The organism is Plantactinospora soyae (assembly GCF_014874095.1).
Lineage (GTDB): Bacteria > Actinomycetota > Actinomycetes > Mycobacteriales > Micromonosporaceae > Plantactinospora > Plantactinospora soyae.
This window is the reverse complement of the sequence record NZ_JADBEB010000001.1, coordinates 8,901,396-8,915,822: the sequence shown is the minus strand read 5'-3', so window position 1 is coordinate 8,915,822 and position 14,427 is coordinate 8,901,396. Positions and strand designations below refer to the sequence as shown.

The following is a 14,427-nucleotide window of genomic DNA, read 5'->3' as shown; positions in this document are numbered from 1 at the left end:
CGCACCCGAAGTCGTCCTTCAGCCAAACCGGGAGCACCCTTCCTTGGACTTCAACGGACTGTTCTCCAATTTCGGGGAACTCACCACAACGGGCCTGACCCAGGGCGCCATCTATGCCCTCGTCGCGCTCGGCTACACGCTGGTCTACGGCGTGTTGAAGCTGATCAACTTCGCCCACTCCGAGGTCTTCATCGCCGGCGCCTTCGCGGCGATCTGGACCTTGGGTGCCCTCGGTCTCAACCAGGACTCCGTGGTCAACGGCGTCGGGTCGATCATCATGTACCTGGGCATCGCGATGGTGGCGGCGGCGCTCGCCTCGGCGGTGACGGCGACCGTGATCGAGCGGGTGGCCTACCGACCGCTGCGTAAGCGCAACGCGCCGCCGCTGGCCTTCCTGATCACGGCGATCGGCGCCTCGATCGCCATCTCCGAGGCGTTCGGCATCTACACCCGGCGGTTGCCGGAGGGCGTGCCGAACCTGGTCAGCATCGAGCCGCTGTTCACGATCGCCGGTACGCCGATCAGGCCCATCGAGCTGCTGATCGTCGGCTCCGCGCTGGTCATGATGGTGCTGCTCGACCTCTTCGTGAACCGCACCCGGTTCGGTCGCGGTATCCGTGCCGTGGCACAGGATCCGAACACCGCCGCCCTGATGGGCGTCAACAAGGACCGGATCATCCTGCTGGTCTTCGTCGCCGGTGGTGCGATGGCCGGCGTGGCCGGCCTGCTGTACGACATCCGGATCGGTGCACTGACCTACAGCGTCGGCTTCCTGTTGGGTCTCAAGGCGTTCACCGCCGCGGTGCTCGGCGGTATCGGCAACCTGCGCGGCGCGCTGCTCGGCGGACTGCTGCTCGGGCTGGTCGAGAACTACGCATCGGGCCTGATCGGTTCGCAGTGGAAGGACTTCGCCGCGTTCGCCGTCCTCGTCGTCCTGCTGATGTTCCGGCCGACTGGACTGCTTGGCGAGTCACTGGGGAGGGCGCGGGCATGAGCGGTGCTACAGAACGGATCCGTAACGACTGGCGGTCGGTTGGCGCGCGGTGGCGTAGAGCCCCACGGTGGATGCGGTGGGTCGTACTGGCCGCCGTGATCGTGTTCTTCTACGCCCTGCCGAACAAGGAGTTCTACCAGTACCTGGGGCCGATCCCGACCACCGAGTCCAACTTCGGCCAGGTGCTCTTCACGGTCTCCATCTACGTGCTGTTGGCGGTCGGACTCAACATCGTGGTCGGGTTCGCCGGCCTGTTGGACCTCGGCTACTTCGGCTTCTTCGCGGTCGGCGCGTACACGGTGGCGGTGTTGACCTCACCGAGCAGCGACCTGAAGACCCTCTGGCCATGGTTGGCCGTGGTGCCGTTGGCCGTCGCACTAACGATGATCTCCGGTGTCTCCCTCGGTACGCCGACCCTGCGGCTCCGCGGTGACTACCTGGCGATCGTCACACTCGGCTTCGCCGAGATGATCCGGATCGCGGCGACCAGCTCGACGTTCCTCAAGGGACAGCGCGGCTTCAACCAGATCCCGCACCCGCCCGGCGAGTACGCCGACGGTAAGCCGGTCTTCGGGGTGCTCGACGCGCGCCCGTACTACTGGTTGGTGCTGAGCGTGATCATCCTGGTGGTCTTCGGGGTGCGGAACCTGACCCGTAGCCGGGTCGGTCGGGCCTGGGTGTCGATCCGGGAGGACGAGGACGCGGCCCAGTTGATGGGTGTGCCCACGTTCAAGTTCAAGCTCTGGGCGTTCGCCGCCGGAGCCGCGATCGGTGGCCTGGCCGGGGCGTTGTACGCCGGCAAGCAGAACTTCGTCAACTCGCAGAACTTCGAACTGCTCAACTCGATCATCATTCTGGCCGCGGTGATCCTCGGTGGTTCCGGCAACATCGTCGGAGCGATCGTCGGGGGCGGCCTGGTGGCGTACCTGATCGAGCGGTTCCGGGGCATCGAGCTGTTCGGTGTCGAGTTGTACGAGTACCGCTTCCTGTTCTTCGGAGTCATCCTCGTGGTCATGATGATCTTCAGGCCGGAGGGCCTGATCCCGAACCGACGACGAGCGGCCGAGTTCAAGGACCGTCGCAAGGAGGTGACCGTCGGTGGCTGAGACCGGACGGAAGCCGGCGGTACCGGCACAGCCGGCCCCGGGCGCAACCGAGTCGGAGCGGACCGCTCCGGCCAGTCCGGACGCGGCGGCGAGCCCGACGGCACAGCCGGCGGGTGCGGCCCGCGAGCCGTTGCTGGAGGTCGACAACGTCACCCTGCGCTTCGGTGGTGTGGTCGCGCTCGACCAGGTGAACTTCACCCTCTACAAGGGAGAGATCCTGGGGCTGATCGGTCCGAACGGGGCCGGCAAGACCACCTGCTTCAACGCGATGACCGGCATCTACCAGCCGACCGAGGGCGAGATCCGGTTCCGGGGATCGCGGCTCAGCGGCAAGAAGCGGCACCAGATCACCAAGATGGGCATGGCCCGGACGTTCCAGAACATCCGGCTCTTCCCGGAGATGACCGCACTGGAGAACGTCCAGGTCGGCGCGGACACGCACCACAAGACGAGTGTGATCTCCGCGCTCTTCCGGCTTCCCCGGCACTGGCGGGAGGAGCGGGACGGCCGTGAGAAGGCCGAGCAGCTGCTGGAGTTCGTCGGTATCCGGGACCGGATCGACGAGGTGGCCCGCAACCTGTCGTACGGCGAGCAGCGCCGGTTGGAGATCGCCCGGGCGCTGGCCACCGAACCGGTGCTGCTCTGCCTGGACGAGCCGGCCGCCGGCTTCAACCCGGCGGAGAAGGAGGAGCTGCTCCAGCTCATCCGGCAGATCCGCGACCGTGGCGTGACGGTGCTGCTGATCGAGCACGACATGCGGCTCGTGATGGGGGTCACCGACCGGATCGTCGTGCTCGAGTTCGGGAAGAAGATCGCTGAAGGGCTCCCCGCCGAGGTGCGCGAGGACCACCGGGTGATCGCCGCTTACCTGGGGGTGCCGGAAGATGCTGCTTGAGATCGAGGACGTGAGCCTGCTCTACGGGCGGATCCAGGCGCTGCACGGCATCAGCCTGACGGTCAACGAGGGCGAGATCGTCGCGTTGATCGGTGCGAACGGCGCCGGCAAGTCGACGACGATGCGGGCGATCTCGGGGATCCGCCCGGTCGCCTCCGGTCGGATCAGTTTCGCCGGTCAGGACATCACGAAGATGCGAGCGGACCTGCGGGTCCGGCTCGGGCTCTGCCAGGCGCCGGAGGGCCGGGGGATCTTCCCCGGCATGTCGGTGCTGGAGAATCTGGACATGGGTGCCTACACCCGACGGGACCGGGCCGGTGTGGCCGCGGACCTGGCCCGGGTGCTGGAGCTCTTTCCCCGGCTGGCCGAGCGGGCCAAGCAGGCGGGCGGCACGCTCTCCGGCGGCGAGCAGCAGATGCTGGCGGTGGGCCGGGCGCTGATGAGCCGGCCGAAGCTGCTGCTGCTCGACGAGCCGTCGATGGGGCTGGCGCCGATGTTGATCCAGCAGATCTTTTCGATCATCACCGAAATCAACCAACAGGGCACCACGATCCTGTTGGTCGAACAGAACGCCCAACAGGCGCTGGCCCGGGCACATCGGGCGTACGTACTGGAAACCGGTCGGATCGTCAAGACCGGAACCGGCGCCGAGCTGCTGCACGACCCCGCGGTGAAAGAGGCGTATCTGGGTGTGGCCTAACCTGTCGGCTGGCTCAGTTATGAGGAGGAGTGCATGTTCAATATCAATAGCGGTAGGCGGCGGGCCGTGTTCGGCATCGCCGGCGCGGCCCTGCTGAGCCTGACCCTCGCCGCCTGCGGCGAGCAGGAGGATGGCGGGGACACCCCGGGCGCCGGCCCGAGCGTCTCGGCGGACGCCGACTCGGCGCTCGCGGCGAAGGTGCCGGACGCGATCAAGTCGGACGGCAAGATCGTCGTCGGCACCGACTCGTCCTACGCCCCTGCCGAGTTCCTCGACCCGGACGGCAAGACCGTGGTCGGCTTCGACGTCGAGCTCTTCACCGCGGTGGCGGCGAAGCTCGGCCTGAAGGCGGAGTTCGTCTCGGCGAACTTCGGCGACATCATCACCGGCGTCAACACCAGCAAGTACGAGGTCGGCGTCTCGTCGTTCACCATCAACGACGAGCGCAAGGGCCAGGCCAACATGGTGAGCTACTACCAGGTCGGCACGCAGTGGGTGACCAAGAAGGGCAACCCGGCGGGCGTCACGATCGACAACGCGTGCGGCAAGAAGATCGCCGTACAGCGGGACACCGTCCAGGTGGACGACATCACGGCCCGGTCGAAGACCTGCACCGACGGCGGCAAGCCGGCGATCACCATCGAGCAGTTCCCGGGCCAGGACGCGGCGACCGCCGCGGTGGTCTCCGGTAAGGACGACGCGATGCTCGCCGACTACCCGGTCGGGGTGTACGCCGTCACCCAGTCCAACGACCAGCTCGAACTGCTGGACAAGATGTACGACGCGGCCCCGTACGGCTACGTGATCGCCAAGGACCAGGCGGCATTCGCCGAGGCGGTGCGGGACGCGACGAAGGCACTGATCGCCGACGGCTCGTACAAGACGGTGCTGGACAAGTGGAAGGTCGGCGACGGCGCCATCACCGATCCGGCCATCAATCCGTGAGTTGAGATGACCACCGAGGAAGCCACGACCGCACGGGCACGGCCGGAACCGATCAAGGCCGTGCCCGTACGGCATCCCGGCCGCTGGGTGACCATAGCGGTACTCGCCGTGCTGGCGGCGATGTTCCTGCACGTACTGCTAACGAACGACGCGTTCCAATGGTCGTTCATGATCGACAACATGTTCCGCCCGCCGATCATCAGCGGGCTGGTCCAGGGCACCGTGCTGATGACGGTCAGCGCGATGGTGATCGGCGTGGGGCTCGGGGTCGCGGTCGCGGTGATGCGGCTGTCGACCAACCCGATCCTGCGTACCGTCTCCTGGCTCTACACCTGGTTCTTCCGGGCGGTGCCCCGGCTGGTGCTGCTGGCCGTGTTCGGCAACATCGGCATCCTCTGGAGCCGGCTCGAGTTCGGTGTGCCGTTCGACACCCAGATCGGGCAGCTGTTCGGCATCGACGGCCTCGAACTGCGACTCTTCGGCTTCGACTCCCGGGACGTGCTGACCGGCTTCATGGCCGGCCTGCTCGGTCTCGCGCTCTCCGAGGCCGCCTACATGGCGGAGATCGTCCGCGCCGGCATCCAGTCGGTGGACCCGGGACAGGGCGAGGCGGCCGGCGCGCTGGGGATGAGCCGGGGCCAGACGCTGCGCCGGGTGGTGCTGCCGCAGGCGATGCGGATGATCATCCCGCCGACCGGCAACGAGACCATCGCGATGCTCAAGGACACCTCGCTGCTGATGTACGTACCGGTCAGCATGGAGCTGTTCTTCCAGCTCGACGCGGTCGGCAAGCGGACCTTCCAGATCTTTCCGATGTACGTCGCCGCCTGCCTGTGGTACCTCCTGCTCAGCAGCATCCTGCTGATCGGCCAGTACTTCCTCGAGCGGCACTTCGGCAAGGGGTACGGCCAGACCGAGCGGGCCCGGTTCCGGCTGCGTAACCTGGCCGCCGAGACCGGTGGCGGTGCCGCCGGTGCGGGCGGAACGGCGGGCAGGACGGGAACGGGAAGCGGGACGGGGGGAACGCCGGGATGACCGGGGCGACGATTCCGGAGCAGGCCACGCCGCCGGAGGCCGAGGCCGACGCCACCGTGATGGTCCGGGCGGAGAACGTACACAAGTCGTTCGGGCACCTGGAGGTGCTGCGCGGCGTCGACCTGGAGGTGCGGGCCGGCGAGGTGTGCTGTGTGCTCGGCCCCTCCGGCTCGGGCAAGTCGACCTTCCTGCGCTGCATCAACCACCTGGAGAAGATCGACGGCGGCCGGATCTGGGTCGACGGCGACCTGGTCGGCTACCGGGAACGCGGCGGCAAGCTGCACGAGCTGCGCGAGAAGGAGGTCGCCGCGCAGCGCCGGTCGATCGGCATGGTGTTCCAGCGGTTCAACCTGTTCCCGCACATGACCGCGTTGGAGAACGTGATCGAGGCGCCGATCCGGGTACGCCGGGAGCCACGGGCGGAGGTCCGCAGGCGCGGCAGCGAACTGCTGGAGCGGGTCGGCCTGTCCGACAAGGTCAACACGTACCCGGGGAAGCTCTCCGGCGGCCAGCAGCAACGGGTGGCGATCGCCCGGGCGCTGGCCATGCGGCCGAAGGTGATGCTCTTCGACGAGCCGACCAGTGCCCTCGACCCGGAGCTGGTCGGCGAGGTGCTGGACGTGATGAAGGACCTGGCCCGGGACGGCATGACCATGATCGTGGTGACCCACGAGATCGGGTTCGCCCGCGAGGTGGGCGACTCGCTGGTCTTCATGGACGGCGGCGTGGTGGTCGAGTCCGGCGTTCCGCGCGAGGTGATCGCCAACCCGCAGCACGAGCGCACCCGCGCGTTCCTCGCCAAGGTGCTCTGAGGAAGGGTAAGGAAGGGCCCCTTCTTAGCGCTTTCTGCATAGGAAGGGCCCCTTCTTAACCACTGACCGCTTCCGGCGGCCTGGCAGCACTCCTGTCGGGGGTGCGGACTAGAGTCGCCTATCGTGACAGCCTCGACGCCGCGCCTGCTCCTGCTCGACGGTCATTCCCTGGCTTATCGGGCGTTCTTCGCCCTGCCGGTGGAAAACTTCTCCACCACGACCGGGCAGCCGACCAACGCGGTCTACGGCTTCACCTCCATGTTGATCAACATGTTGCGGGACGAGCAGCCGACCCACATCGTGGTGGCCTTCGACGTCTCCCGCCGGTCGTTCCGGACCGAGAAGTACGCGGAGTACAAGGCGGGTCGTTCGGAGACCCCGACCGACTTCCACGGCCAGGTCAGCCTGGTCAAGGAGGTGCTGGCCGCGCTCCGGGTGCCGGTGGTGGAGAAGGAGGGCTACGAGGCCGACGACGTGCTGGCCACGCTCGCCTGCCAGGGCCGCGACGCCGGGATGGACGTGCTGATCTCCACCGGTGACCGGGACGCCTTCCAACTCGTCGACGACCGGATCACCGTGCTCTATCCCCGCAAGGGCGTCTCCGACCTGGCCCGGATGAATCCGGCCGCGATCAGCGACCGCTACGGGGTCGCGCCGGACCGCTACCGCGACCTCGCCGCATTGGTCGGCGAGACCAGCGACAACCTGCCGGGCGTACCGGGAGTCGGCCCCAAGACCGCCGCGAAGTGGATCAACCTGTACGGCGGCGTGGAGGGCGTGGTGGCCCGGGCCGACGAGATCAAGGGCAAGGCGGGGGAGAGCCTGCGGGAGCGGCTCTCCGACGTGATCCGCAACTACGAGATCAACTGCCTGGTCGCCGACCTCGAGCTGCCACTGCGGCCCGAGGACGCCCGCTGGGCGGGCTGGGACCGCGAGGCGGTGCACCAGGTCTTCGACACCCTGCAGTTCCGGATCCTGCGGGACCGGCTCTACCAGTACCTGGACGCGGTCCAGCCGGAGGCCGAGGCCGGCTTCGACCTGGCCGGCAAGGTCCTGCCCAGCGGCGAGGTGGCCGCCTGGCTGGCCGAACACGCGCCCTCCGGCGTTCCGGCCGGCGTCGCCGTCGCCGGCACGTTCGGCCGGGGGACCGGCTCGCTGACCGGTGTCGCCCTGGCCACCACCACCGGAGCGGCGGGCTGGTTCGACCCGGCCGCCCTGGAACAGGCCGACGAGGTGGCGGTGGCGGCCTGGCTGGCCGATCCGGACCGGCCCAAGGTGCTGCACGAGAGCAAGCCGGCGCTGCTGGCGTTCGCCGCGCACGGCTGGACGCTGCGCGGCGTGCTGCGGGACACCGCGCTCGCCGCCTACCTGGCCCGACCCGACCAGCGCTCTTACGACCTCACCGACCTGGCCCTGCGCTACCTGCACCGGGAGCTGCGGGTCGACGTTCCGGAGACCGGTCAGCTCGCCTTCGACGGGCTGGGCAACGACGGCGAGATCGAGCAGAACCTGATGCTCCGGGCCCGGGCCACCCTGGACCTGGCCGACGCCATCGACGCGGAGCTGTCCCGGGACGGCGAGCTGTCGGCCCGGCTGCTCGGCGGGGTGGAGCAGCCGCTGGTCGAGGTGCTCGGCGCGATGGAACGGACCGGCATCGCCGCCGACACCGACTACCTGTCGGAGCTGGAGGCGCACTTCGCCGGCGAGGTCAAGGCGGTGGCCCAGGCGGCGTACGGGGTGATCGGCCGGGAGTTCAACCTCGGCTCGCCCAAGCAGTTGCAGGAGATCCTCTTCACCGAGCTGGGCCTGCCGAAGACCAAGAAGATCAAGACGGGTTACACCACTGACGCCGACGCCCTGCAGTGGCTGTACGCGCAGCAGCCGCATCCGCTGTTGGAGCACCTGCTCCGGCACCGTGACGTCGCCCGGCTCAAGTCCACCGTCGACGGCCTGCTCAAGTCGGTTTCCGACGACGCACGGATCCACACCACGTTCCACCAGACGGTGGCCGCGACCGGCCGGCTCTCCTCGACCGATCCCAACCTGCAGAACATCCCGATCCGTACCGAGGAGGGGCGGCGGATCCGCCGGGCCTTCGTGGTGGGTCAGGACTACGACTGCCTGCTCACCGCCGACTACAGCCAGATCGAGATGCGGATCATGGCCCATCTCTCCGGCGACGAGGCGTTGATCGAGGCCTTCAACTCCGGCGCCGACTTCCACGCCGCCACCGCCTCGTCGGTCTTCGGGGTTCCGCTGACCGAGGTCACCCCGGACCATCGGCGCAAGATCAAGGCAATGAACTACGGCCTGGCGTACGGGCTGAGCGCGTTCGGCCTCGGCCAGCAGCTCGGCATCGGGGCGGACGAGGCGCGGACCCTGATGGAGGAGTACTTCACCCGGTTCGGCGGCGTCCGCGACTACCTCCAGACGGTGGTGAAGAAGGCGGTGCTCGACGGGTACACCGAGACCATCCTCGGCCGTCGGCGCTACCTGCCGGACCTGGTCAGCGACAACCGGCAGCGTCGGGAGATGGCGGAACGGATGGCGCTGAACGCCCCGATCCAGGGCTCGGCCGCCGACATCATCAAGGTGGCGATGCTGCACGTCGACACCGCGCTCCGCGACTCCGCGCTCCGGTCCCGGATGCTCCTCCAGGTGCACGACGAACTGGTCTTCGAGGTGGCCCCCGGCGAGCGGCCCGAACTGGAGGCGCTGGTCCGCCGGGAGATGGGTGGCGCCTATCCGCTGGCGGTGCCGCTGGAGGTCTCCGTCGGCGTCGGCACGGACTGGAACAGCGCCGACCACTGACAGCCGTCCCGACCGGGACACCGCCGGGCCACGGTCGTCAACGCCGCCGGTTCCGCCCCGACGACCGCTCGGCCTCCTGATGCCGTTGCAGGGCCTTGCGGGACGGGCCGCCGGGCGGCGGAAGAGGTTCCTTGAGCGGATCGTGGCCCCAGTTCATCAGCGAGTAGCGCCACCTGGTGTTGCGTACGTCGCCGGACGGGCGCTGGGCCATGTGCCGTCGTACGTACCCGACGACCTTGCGCATGTGTGCCAGGTCGCGATCGGTGAACTGGTTCGCCCGCTTGCGCAACAGGTCGATGATTCGCCGGCCCGACTCGTGCCCGACCGACTCGCCGCCGCCCTTGTGCTGCCCGGCCGACTTCGAATCGTCCGTGGCGAGCCACGTGCCGAGTTCGCCCGGCTTCATGTTGACCGCGTCCCTGAACTCCCGGACCGGGTCGCGATCGCCGCCGTCCTCGCGCCTAGTCATCGCGGAGCGCCTCCGGCTTGTGTACGGCGTCCCGCCCCTCGTCCGTACGGACCCGGTACTGCGGATCCTCCTTCGAGGCGGCGACGGTGCGCTTGCCGGCGTACGTCCGTTCGGTGATCTCCTCCTGGACGGTGCCGCGCGCCGTGGAGCCGTGACTGCGCCAGCTCACCCGGTCGCCCTCGTGCAGCTTCCTCCGCTCGGCCATGTGCTGCGTCTACCCGGCCCGGTCGGGACAAAACTGGCCGGGTCAGCCGTCCGCAATCGCCCCCGCTACGGAATGATCTCCGCGATCGGAAGTTTGACCGGGAACGGCTGCTCCAGCTCCAGCAGGTCGGCGGCCGCTCGGCGCTCACCGGAGCAGCCTACGGAGCCGGACCGACGCTAGACGGACATGCTGTCCGGTTTGTCGCAGACGAAGATGGCGGTGCCGGGGAAGAGTTGACCGCGCAGCGGGCTCCACTGCCCCCAGATCTGCTCGTGCCCGGTCGGCCACTCCGGCTCGAGGACGTCCCGCAGGACGAAGCCCGCGCCGACGATCTCGCGTACCCGGTCGCCGAGGGTGCGGTGCTGCTCGACGTAGCTCGGTACGCCGGCGGCGTCCTGCTCGACGTACGGCCGGCGGTCGAAGTACGAGTGGGTGGCCGTCAGCCCGCCCTCGCCCGGATCGTCGAGGAAGATCCAGCGCATCGGGTGGGTGACCGAGAAGACCCAGCGGCCGCCGGGCCGCAGTACCCGGAACACCTCGCGCAGCGCCGCCGCCGAGTCCGCCACGAACGGGATCGCGCCGAACGCCGTACAGACGATGTCGAACGTGCCGGAGCCGAAGGGCAGGGCCAGGGCGTCCGCCTGGACCAGTGGCACGCGTACCCCGGAGGTGGTGGCGGCGAGCGCGGCGTGCCGCAACATCCCGGCGGACAGGTCCAGCCCGACCGGCCGGGCGCCCTGGGTGGCCAACCAGCGGGCCGCCGCGGCGGCGCCGCAGCCGAGTTCGAGCACCCGCCGGCCGGGCAGCCTGCCGAGCAGCTGGGCGTCGGCCTCGCGCAGCCCCTCCGGGCACCACACGAAGTCCACCTCGCCGAGGAACCCGCCGTGCTCGGCCTGGTAGTTGTCGGCGTCGGCGTCCCACCACCGGCGGTTGGCCCGCCGGCTCTCCCGGTCGCTGACCCGACGGCGGAGCACTCCGGGCACGTCGTCGTCCGGCCGGGCGTCATCATCCACGTGGTCACGCTAGTGCCCGGGACGGTGCCGCGTCGCCTGCGGGCCGCCGCGCGGCCGGGGGTGTCGAACGCCGTGGGCGCCGGACCGGTCCGGGCGTCGGGGGGAAGCTCTTCCCGAGCAGTGGACGGCGGATCTCATCACGTGCTGGGAGGGCTTGCATGCTGTGGTAATGCGCACGGTAAGCTGTTCGATGCGCTCGCGGATCGTGTGCCTCGGCAGGGAGCAGGTCCGCGGTCGTCGGATACAACCTACGATCGGGACCACCGATCGGACGGTGTGGCCGACGGCGGATCCGGGGGCGTAAACGGGTCACCGCGACACAAACCTGCTGTGACATCCATCCGACCGGAGCAACCGCCCACATGACGAGCAGCATCGAGGCCCCCTCGAGCGCCAACAGGGTCACCATCGACGACCTCGGGTCCGAGGAAGCTTTCCTCGCCGCGATCGACGAGACCATCAAGTACTTCAACGACGGCGACATTGTCGAAGGCACCGTCGTCAAGGTCGATCGGGACGAGGTCCTGCTCGACATCGGCTACAAGACCGAGGGCGTCATCCCCTCGCGCGAGTTGTCGATCAAGCACGACGTGGACCCCGCCGAGGTGGTGTCGGTCGGTGATCACATCGAGGCGCTGGTCCTCCAGAAGGAGGACAAAGAGGGGCGCCTGATCCTCTCGAAGAAGCGGGCGCAGTACGAGCGCGCCTGGGGCACCATCGAGAAGATCAAGGACGAGGACGGCGTCGTCCGCGGTTCCGTCATCGAGGTGGTCAAGGGCGGCCTCATCCTGGACATCGGCCTGCGTGGCTTCCTGCCCGCCTCCCTCGTGGAGATGCGTCGGGTGCGGGACCTGCAGCCGTACGTCGGGCGCGAGCTCGAAGCCAAGATCATCGAGCTGGACAAGAACCGCAACAACGTGGTGTTGTCCCGCCGGGCCTGGCTCGAGCAGACCCAGTCCGAGGTGCGTACCGAGTTCCTCAACAAGCTGCAGAAGGGGCAGGTTCGCAAGGGCGTCGTCTCCTCGATCGTCAACTTCGGCGCGTTCGTCGACCTTGGCGGCGTGGACGGCCTGGTGCACGTCTCCGAGCTCTCCTGGAAGCACATCGACCACCCGTCCGAGGTTGTCGAGGTCGGCCAGGAGGTCGAGGTCGAGGTTCTGGACGTCGATCTCGACCGCGAGCGGGTCTCGCTGTCGCTGAAGGCGACCCAGGAGGACCCGTGGCGGCAGTTCGCCCGTACCCACGCGATCCAGCAGATCGTGCCGGGTAAGGTCACCAAGCTGGTGCCGTTCGGTGCGTTCGTCCGGGTTGACGACGGCATCGAGGGCCTGGTCCACATCTCCGAGCTCGCTGAGCGGCACGTGGAGATCCCGGAGCAGGTTGTCCAGGTCGGCTCCGACGTCATGGTCAAGGTCATCGACATCGACCTGGAGCGTCGGCGGATCTCGCTGTCGCTCAAGCAGGCCAACGAGGGCTTCGTCGAGGGCGAGGAGCACTTCGACCCGACCCTCTACGGCATGACGGCGACCTACGACACCGAGGGTAACTACATCTACCCGGAGGGCTTCGACCCGGAGACCGGGGAGTGGCTGGAAGGCTTCGACAAGCAGCGGGAGACCTGGGAGACCCAGTACGCCGAGGCTCGTACCCGCTGGGAGGCACACACCAAGCAGGTGCAGAACTCCCGCGCTGCCGACGCCGAGGCCGCTGCCAACCCGACCCCGGTCGTCCCCGCCGCTGGCGGTGGCACCGGTGGCGGTGGCGGCAGCTCGTCCAGCACCGCTCCGGCCCGCCAGGCCGAGGAGCCGGCTGGCACGCTGGCCACCGACGAGGCGCTCGCGGCACTGCGCGAGAAGCTCGCCGGAGGCAAGTAGTCCCAAGACGGAGGCCCGTTCCCCATCCCGGTTCCGCCGGGCCGGGGAGCGGGCCTCCGCCGTTCCACGACGATGTGCCGCCGAGACCGGCGACACGCCCGCTCCGGGGAGATCTTGGCGACTCGGCGCCGATCGGGTTGACTGGACCGGTGCTGAAGGTCGGACTCACCGGTGGGATCGGTTCGGGCAAGAGCGTCGTCGCGGCCCGACTGGCCAGCCTCGGGGCGATCGTGATCGATTCCGACCGGATCGCCCGCGAGGTGGTCGCCCCCGGCACCGACGGGCTGCGGGAGGTGGTGGCCGCCTTCGGCGACCGGGTGTGCCGCGACGACGGCAGCCTGGACCGCCCCGCGCTCGGTGAGGTCGTCTTCGCCGACCCGACGGCGCGGGCCCGGCTGGAGGAGATCATCCATCCCCGGGTACGCGCCCGCACCGCGCAACTCGTCGCGGAGGCACCTCCGGACGCGATCGTGGTCAACGACGTACCGCTGCTGGTCGAGGTGGGGCTCGCGCCGACGTACCACCTGGTGGTGGTGGTACGGGCGGCGGAGGCGACCCGGATCGGTCGACTCGTCCGGGACCGTGGCATGAGCACGGAGCAGGCGGAGCAGCGGATCCGGGCCCAGGCCGGCGACGATCGGCGGGAGGCCGCCGCCGACGTTCTGCTCGACAACGACGGCGAACTTCCCGAGCTGTACGCCGGGGTGGAGCGGCTCTGGCACGACCGGCTGGTGCCGTACGAGCGGAATGTCCGGACACGGCGGCCGATGCGGGCCGACGAGGTCCGGCTGGTCGAGCCCGATCCGAACTGGCCGGCCGAGTTCGCCCGGCTGGCCGCGCGGATCCGGCACGCGGTACGCCCCGCCGAGGCGCGGGTCGACCACATCGGCTCGACCTCGGTACCCGGGCTGGCCGCCAAGGACATCATCGACATCCAGCTCAGCGTGGCCACCCTGGCGGACGCCGACGCCCTCGCCGACCGGCTGGCCGAGGCGGGCTTTCCCAGGTGTCCCGGGCAGTGGTGGGATCAGCCCCGCCACCCCGGGGGCGGGGATCGGTGGGAGAAGCGGCTGCACGGCAATGCCGACCCCGGCCGGCTGGTGAACCTGCACGTCCGGGTGGCGGGGTCGCCCGGCTGGCGGTTCGCCCTGCTGATGCGGGACCACCTCCGGGCCGACCCGGAGCAGCGGGCGGGCTACCTGGCGGTCAAGCGGAACCTGGCGGATCTCGGCCCGGATCTCGACGCGTACTCCGGCGCCAAGGAGCCGTGGTTCGATCTGGAGCACCAGCGCGCGGAGGAGTGGGCGGCGACCAGCGACTGGCGGCCCTGACCGGGCTCGTGACGGTGCTGGCTGCTCCCTGGCGAAGGGGCGCTCGTGACGGTAGCTCGCTGCTCCGGGCGAAGGGGCGCTCGCGGCGGCCGGTCTGCGCTCTCGCGCGACCGCATCAGGTGCGCACGCCAGCCTGCGCCGGGGCTGCAACCTCTGCGCCGGGTGCGACGGTACCGGTGTGGCGGCTCCGTCGCTGACCCGATCGGCCGCCGCGAGCGGCCTACCCTAGAACGGTAT

13 protein-coding genes are annotated in these 14,427 nt (G+C 69.2%); 10 read left to right on the top strand and 3 right to left on the bottom strand.

The annotated features are described in order from the left end of the window. The first annotated feature begins 43 nt into the window (after positions 1 to 43). From H4W31_RS38915 to polA, 8 genes are all read left to right on the top strand, one after another. Positions 44 to 994, top strand: coding sequence for a branched-chain amino acid ABC transporter permease (locus H4W31_RS38915; RefSeq protein ID WP_192771153.1), 951 nt, complete (start codon positions 44 to 46; stop codon positions 992 to 994). After that, positions 991 to 2,100, top strand: coding sequence for a branched-chain amino acid ABC transporter permease (locus H4W31_RS38910; protein WP_192771152.1), 1,110 nt, complete (start codon positions 991 to 993; stop codon positions 2,098 to 2,100). Before H4W31_RS38915 ends, H4W31_RS38910 begins: the two co-directional genes overlap by 4 nt. Positions 2,101 to 2,230: 130 nt before the next feature. Then, positions 2,231 to 2,995: an ABC transporter ATP-binding protein gene (locus H4W31_RS38905; protein WP_225947665.1), complete on the top strand. Its 765-nt coding sequence runs from the start codon at positions 2,231 to 2,233 to the stop codon at positions 2,993 to 2,995. Then, a complete protein-coding gene (locus H4W31_RS38900) occupies positions 2,985 to 3,695 on the top strand; it encodes an ABC transporter ATP-binding protein (protein WP_192771150.1) in 711 nt (236 codons plus the stop codon). The genes H4W31_RS38905 and H4W31_RS38900 overlap by 11 nt, the downstream gene beginning before the upstream one ends. A 33-nt stretch (positions 3,696 to 3,728) precedes the next feature. Continuing rightward, positions 3,729 to 4,640 carry an ABC transporter substrate-binding protein gene (locus H4W31_RS38895; protein ID WP_192771149.1) on the top strand — a complete coding sequence of 304 codons (912 nt, stop codon included), beginning with the start codon at positions 3,729 to 3,731 and terminating at the stop codon, positions 4,638 to 4,640. A gap of 6 nt (positions 4,641 to 4,646) precedes the next feature. After that, complete coding sequence (locus H4W31_RS38890) at positions 4,647 to 5,675, top strand: amino acid ABC transporter permease (protein WP_192771148.1); 1,029 nt, start codon at positions 4,647 to 4,649, stop codon at positions 5,673 to 5,675. Beyond that, positions 5,672 to 6,487 carry an amino acid ABC transporter ATP-binding protein gene (locus tag H4W31_RS38885; protein ID WP_318783654.1) on the top strand — a complete coding sequence of 272 codons (816 nt, stop codon included), beginning with the start codon at positions 5,672 to 5,674 and terminating at the stop codon, positions 6,485 to 6,487. The genes H4W31_RS38890 and H4W31_RS38885 overlap by 4 nt, the downstream gene beginning before the upstream one ends. 123 nt (positions 6,488 to 6,610) lie before the next feature. Further along, positions 6,611 to 9,298 carry a DNA polymerase I gene (gene polA, locus H4W31_RS38880; protein ID WP_192771147.1) on the top strand — a complete coding sequence of 896 codons (2,688 nt, stop codon included), beginning with the start codon at positions 6,611 to 6,613 and terminating at the stop codon, positions 9,296 to 9,298. Between the two features lie 37 nt (positions 9,299 to 9,335). Here polA and H4W31_RS38875 read toward each other — a convergent pair whose 3' ends face one another. The 3 genes from H4W31_RS38875 to H4W31_RS38865 form a co-directional block, all read right to left on the bottom strand. Then, positions 9,336 to 9,767, bottom strand: a complete 432-nt coding sequence (locus tag H4W31_RS38875) for a DUF3140 domain-containing protein (RefSeq protein ID WP_192771146.1) — start codon at positions 9,765 to 9,767, stop codon at positions 9,336 to 9,338. After that, positions 9,760 to 9,972, bottom strand: a complete 213-nt coding sequence (locus H4W31_RS38870) for a hypervirulence associated TUDOR domain-containing protein (protein WP_192771145.1) — start codon at positions 9,970 to 9,972, stop codon at positions 9,760 to 9,762. The genes H4W31_RS38875 and H4W31_RS38870 overlap by 8 nt, the downstream gene beginning before the upstream one ends. Positions 9,973 to 10,148: 176 nt before the next feature. After that, on the bottom strand, positions 10,149 to 10,985 hold the full coding sequence (locus H4W31_RS38865; RefSeq protein ID WP_404825666.1) for a class I SAM-dependent methyltransferase: 837 nt from the start codon (positions 10,983 to 10,985) through the stop codon (positions 10,149 to 10,151). 362 nt (positions 10,986 to 11,347) lie between these two features. Here H4W31_RS38865 and rpsA point away from each other — a divergent pair, with 362 nt between their 5' ends. Together rpsA and coaE are read left to right on the top strand one after the other, a co-directional pair. Further along, positions 11,348 to 12,859, top strand: coding sequence for a 30S ribosomal protein S1 (rpsA, locus tag H4W31_RS38860; RefSeq protein ID WP_225945909.1), 1,512 nt, complete (start codon positions 11,348 to 11,350; stop codon positions 12,857 to 12,859). 149 nt (positions 12,860 to 13,008) lie between these two features. Continuing rightward, on the top strand, positions 13,009 to 14,190 hold the full coding sequence (coaE, locus tag H4W31_RS38855) for a dephospho-CoA kinase (RefSeq protein WP_192771144.1): 1,182 nt from the start codon (positions 13,009 to 13,011) through the stop codon (positions 14,188 to 14,190). Positions 14,191 to 14,427: the final 237 nt, after the last annotated feature.

What these genes read in the sequence shown, in the direction of transcription:
- H4W31_RS38875 (WP_192771146.1), bottom strand. Translation starts at nt 9,767, where the DNA reads ATGACTAGGCGCGAGGACGGCGGCGATCGCGACCCGGTCCGGGAGTTC.
- H4W31_RS38900 (WP_192771150.1), top strand. Translation starts at nt 2,985, where the DNA reads ATGCTGCTTGAGATCGAGGACGTGAGCCTGCTCTACGGGCGGATCCAG.
- H4W31_RS38895 (WP_192771149.1), top strand. Translation starts at nt 3,729, where the DNA reads ATGTTCAATATCAATAGCGGTAGGCGGCGGGCCGTGTTCGGCATCGCC.
- H4W31_RS38885 (WP_318783654.1), top strand. Translation starts at nt 5,672, where the DNA reads ATGACCGGGGCGACGATTCCGGAGCAGGCCACGCCGCCGGAGGCCGAG.
- rpsA (WP_225945909.1), top strand. Translation starts at nt 11,348, where the DNA reads ATGACGAGCAGCATCGAGGCCCCCTCGAGCGCCAACAGGGTCACCATC.
- H4W31_RS38910 (WP_192771152.1), top strand. Translation starts at nt 991, where the DNA reads ATGAGCGGTGCTACAGAACGGATCCGTAACGACTGGCGGTCGGTTGGC.
- H4W31_RS38870 (WP_192771145.1), bottom strand. Translation starts at nt 9,972, where the DNA reads ATGGCCGAGCGGAGGAAGCTGCACGAGGGCGACCGGGTGAGCTGGCGC.
- H4W31_RS38890 (WP_192771148.1), top strand. Translation starts at nt 4,647, where the DNA reads ATGACCACCGAGGAAGCCACGACCGCACGGGCACGGCCGGAACCGATC.